The organism is uncultured Thiodictyon sp., assembly GCF_903828115.1.
GTDB lineage: Bacteria > Pseudomonadota > Gammaproteobacteria > Chromatiales > Chromatiaceae > Thiodictyon.
In genome coordinates this window covers 1-4,602 of the sequence record NZ_CAIKKU010000482.1, presented here as the reverse complement: position 1 = coordinate 4,602, position 4,602 = coordinate 1, and the positions used below count along the sequence as shown (strand labels likewise).

3 protein-coding genes are annotated in these 4,602 nt (G+C 66.8%); all 3 read right to left on the bottom strand.

Annotated features, from left to right (window positions below):
- A partial coding sequence (locus QZY48_RS17700) for an Rpn family recombination-promoting nuclease/putative transposase (RefSeq protein ID WP_295433461.1) occupies nucleotides 1-284 on the bottom strand: 284 nt, incomplete at its 3' end.
- A gap of 174 nt (nucleotides 285-458) precedes the next feature.
- Nucleotides 459-3,554 (bottom strand): multidrug efflux RND transporter permease subunit, encoded by a 3,096-nt coding sequence (locus QZY48_RS17695; RefSeq protein WP_295433459.1) that lies wholly within the window; start codon nucleotides 3,552-3,554, stop codon nucleotides 459-461.
- Between the two features lie 569 nt (nucleotides 3,555-4,123).
- On the bottom strand, nucleotides 4,124-4,360 hold the full coding sequence (locus QZY48_RS17690; protein WP_295433457.1) for a hypothetical protein: 237 nt from the start codon (nucleotides 4,358-4,360) through the stop codon (nucleotides 4,124-4,126).
- Nucleotides 4,361-4,602 lie beyond the last annotated feature (242 nt).

Genomic DNA, 4,602 nt, shown 5'->3' with positions numbered 1-4,602 from the left:
CCGTAGAGGATGCGCGCCGGCAGGTCGCGGTGATTGAGCAGTTGGACCTCGACCTGGAACATCTGGCCGGTCGCATCGCGGGCCTTGACATCGACGACGGTCAGCTTGTCATCGAGGAATTCCTTCTCGTTGTAGGGATTCTGGATCTCCACGGCGACGATCGGCCGCGGCAGGTCCGCGCCCAAGACGGCGTTGAGGAAATGGATCAGCAGGTCGCGATTGGACTCTGCCCCCAGCAGGGCCTTGAAGACGCAGTCGACCTTGGGATCGATGGGATGGCGCATGTCCGCAGTTTAGACAGGCGCAGCCGCGGCGACAAGAATTCAACATGTCGGCGGCCTTGGTCATGGTTCCGGTCAGCCGCGCCGCCGGCCCGCTGGAGTCCAAGGCTTCAGCCTTGGAGCGGCAGGCCAAGGCTGAAGCCTTGGACTCCGAATGCGCATCGCTGGCAGGAACCATTAAGGCCCGCCCGCCGGCCCGAGGCGCCTGCTCGACCCCCAGCCCCGGCACCAGAGCCGAAAGCGATCCAGATACAGGTAGACCACGGGCGTGGTATAGAGGGTCAGCAGTTGGCTGAGCATCAGGCCGCCAACGATGGCGACACCTAGGGGGACGCGCAGCTCGGCCCCCTCGCTGCCGCCCAGCGCCAGCGGCAGCGCGCCCAGCATGGCCGCCAGGGTCGTCATCATGATCGGGCGAAAGCGCAGCAGGCAGGCCGCAAAGATCGCCTCATCCGGCGGCAGGCCCTGGGTGCGCTCGGCCTCGAGGGCGACATCGACCATCATGATGGCATTCTTCTTCACGATGCCGATCAACAGGATGACCCCGATCAGGGCCATGATCGTGAAGTCCAGGCCGAAGGCGAGCAGGGCCAACAGGGCGCCGACGCCGGCCGAGGGCAGGGTCGAGAGGATGGTGAGCGGATGCACATAGCTCTCGTAGAGGATGCCGAGCACCAGATAGACGCTCACCAGCGCGGCCAGGATCAGCCAGGGCTGGGTGTTCAGTGACTCCTGGAAGGCGCGCGCCGTGCTTTGGAAGCTGCCGCGCACGGACGCCGGCAGACCGATCTCGCGACTGGTCTCCTCGATCGCCTTGACCGCGTCGCTCAGGGCCTTTCCCGGGGGCAGATTAAACGAGATGGTGCCGGCGACGAAGGCCCCCTGGTGATTGACCGCCAGCGCGGTCGGGGTCTGTTCATGACGGCTGACCGCGGCCAGCGGCACCTGCTCCCCGGACGGGCTGCGGATCTCGATCGCGTCCAGTGCGCTGGGGCGCTGCGCATACTCGGGGGCGACCTCCATGACCACGCGATACTGATTGAGCGGGGCATAGATGGTGGAGACCTGGCGCTGACCGAAGGCGTCGTAGAGGGTCGCGTCGATCAGCCTGGGGGTCAGCCCCAGGCGGCTCGCGGTATCCCGATCGATGGTCAGGGTCGTCTGCTCGCCCTTGTCCTGCTGGTCGGTATTCACATCGGACAGTTCGGGGCGTTCGCCCAAGGCCCGCTCCAGCCGCGGGATCCAGGTCTTGAGCTCAGCCGCATCGTCGCCCTGGAGGCTGTACTGATATTGGGCCGCACCGCGTCGCCCGCCCATGCGGATATCCTGGACCGATTGCAGATAGAGGCGCGCGCCGGGTTCGTTCCCGAGCTTGCCGCGCAGCCGCTCGATGACCTGATCGGCCCCGACCTTGCGCTCCGCGAGCGGCTTCAAGGTGACGAACATGTTGCCCGAGTTGCCCTGCCCGCTCCCGGTAAAGCCCACCACCTTGGCCACTGCCGGGTCGGCGCGCACGATCGCCATGAAGTCCGCAAGCTTGCCGCTCATGGCCTGGAATGAGATCCCCTGGTCGGCCTGGATGGAGCCGTTCAGCCGACCACTGTCCTGCTGGGGGAAGAACCCCTTGGGGACTATCACGTACAGATAGACGTTCAGGGCCACGGTGGCGCCCAGCACCAGCATGGTCAGGCGCGGGTGCCGCAGGGCCACGCGCAGACTGCGTGCATAATGTCCATGCAGCCAGTCGAAGGCGCCCTCGACACCATTCATGAACCGGCCTTGGCGCCGCTCCGATTGCGGCCGCAACAGGCGGGCGCACATGGCGGGCGTGGTCGTCAGCGAGACGACGAGTGAGATCAGGACCGCGACCGACAGGACCACCGCGAACTCGCGGAACAGCCGGCCGACGATCCCCCCCATCAGCAGGACCGGCAGGAACACCGCGATCAGTGACAGGCTCATCGCGAGCACCGTGAAGCCGACCTCGCGCGCCCCCTGGATCGCCGCCGCGAAGGCCGACCGGCCGCGCTCGATATGGCGCGAGCAGTTCTCCAGGACCACGATGGCGTCATCGACCACGAAACCGGTGGCGATGGTGAGCGCCGTCAGCGACAGGTTGTCGAGGCTGTAGCCCGCCAGATACATGACGCTGAAGGTACCGACCAGTGACACCGGCACCGCCACCGCCGGGATCAGGGTGGTGCGCACGTCGCGCAGGAACAGGAAGACCACCAGGATCACCAGGACGACCGAGACCCCCAGGGCCAACTCCACGTCGTGCAGCGAGGCGCGGATGGTGGGCGTGCGGTCCATGACGACTTCGAGGTCGATCGCCGGCGGGATGGCGGCGCGCAGGCCCGGCAGTGCCGCCCGCACGCGCTCGACCGTCGCGATGATGTTCGACCCCGGCTGCCGGGTCAGGATCAGCAGTACCGCCGGCCGCCCGTCCGCCAGTCCGGTATTGCGCAGGTCCTGCACCGAGTCCAGGACCCTGGCGACATCACGCAACTGCACGGCCGCCCCGTTGCGATAGGCGATGACCAGGGGCTCGAACTCGGCGGCCGTCGTGGCCTGATCATTCGCTTCGATCTGCCAGCGGCGCTCGCCTGACTCGAGCACGCCCTTGGGCCGGTTGGCGTTGGCGCTCGCCAGTGCCGCGCGCACGTCCTCCAGCCCGATGCCGTAGGCGTTCAGCGCCTTGGGGTTCAGTTCCACCCGCACCGCGGGCAGTGAGCTGCCGCCCACGCGCACCTCACCGATGCCCTTGATCTGAGACAGCTTCTGCGCCAGGATCGTAGACGCCGCGTCGTACATCTGACCGCGGTCAAGGGTGTCCGAGGTCAGGGACAGGATCATGATCGACCCATCGGCCGGGTTGGACTTGTGGTAGGTCGGATTGCCGGGCAGATTGCTCGGCAGGTCCGCCCGCGCCGCGTTGATCGCCGCCTGCACGTCGCGGGCCGCGCCGTCGATGTCCCGGTCCAGATCGAATTGCAGCGTGATCCCGGTGCTGCCCTGCGAACTCGAGGAGGTCATCTCGGTCACCCCGGCGATGCGCCCCAACCGCCGCTCCAGGGGCGTCGCCACGGTGGCGGCCATGGTCTCGGGGCTGGCACCGGGCAGCGACGCATGCACCGAGATGGTCGGAAAGTCCACCTGCGGCAGCGGCGCGACCGGCAGCAGCGGGAAGGCGAAGGCCCCGGCCAGAAAGAGCCCCAGGGTCAGCAGCGTGGTCGCGACCGGGCGGCGGATGAAGACCTCGGTGAAGTGCATTGCAACCCTGATGAGCGAGGCCGTGCGTCAGACCCTGGCGTGTAGCGGCGATTCTAAGCCGAAGCGCGGATCGATGCGTGCGCGGCGAGCGGTCGGGGGTGCCTGCGGTCCGCACGGAGCGACCGATGGCCACTGAGCCACCCGTAGGGTCCGCTGTGCGGACCAGGAGCCTCGCAGGACACTGGATGGCCGGAGCAACCCCCGCGACACGGTAACGCCTGAAGCCCGCAAAAAAATGGAAAAACGGAGGCGCAAGACATCGCCCAGGACCCGAGCGATGCCGCCTGGCGCACCGCAGAGGTCGCGACCGCCATCGACTGCGCCTGAGACTGCCCCTGAATATGAATCTGTCCCCGGCTTGGGTGCCGGTGCCGACAACGGCGGGATGGGGCCTTGATCATCGCTCAGGCCAGCGGCCATCTAATGGAGTCCGAGGCTTCAGCCTTGGTCCTGTCCATCCAAGGCTGAAGCCTTGTCGAACCTCGGCATCATGGGTTGGACGAAGGGGTACGGCTCCTGCGTCCTCACCAACCAACACCATTATGTTGGGGTTTCTTCGTCAGCCAAGTCTACGGCGTCCCGGTCCCGGACGGCCCGGATTTGTCCGCGAGCAATCGCTTCAGCCGCTCGTTCTCGGCCAGGGCCTCTTCCTTGGCCGCCCGCTCCCGGTCCTGCGCCGCAAGCGCCTGCTCCGCGTCCGCCCGCGCCTGCTCGACCTCCGCACGCAGGTCGGCGAATTCGAGCTGGATACTCTGCTGTTCACGCGCGCTCGCGGCCCCGCAGCCTGCGGTCCTGCTCGCCCACACGCCGGAAAATGGTCTACACTCTACCCTCCGTCGTGCGCGCCGGGCGTCGTGCCACGACCAGGGCTCAGTGCGCCGCGCACGACGGATAAGCGCTCCTTCGTTAGAGGGTATAGACAAAATCTACCTGGCCGATATTCTTGCGCGAGTTTACAAGAACGAGGCGCGCAACGATGTCGAAAGGTGGTCGGCCAAAGAAGATCAACGAGGGACAGTATGAGGTGTTGCGCCAGATCGTCGCGGAT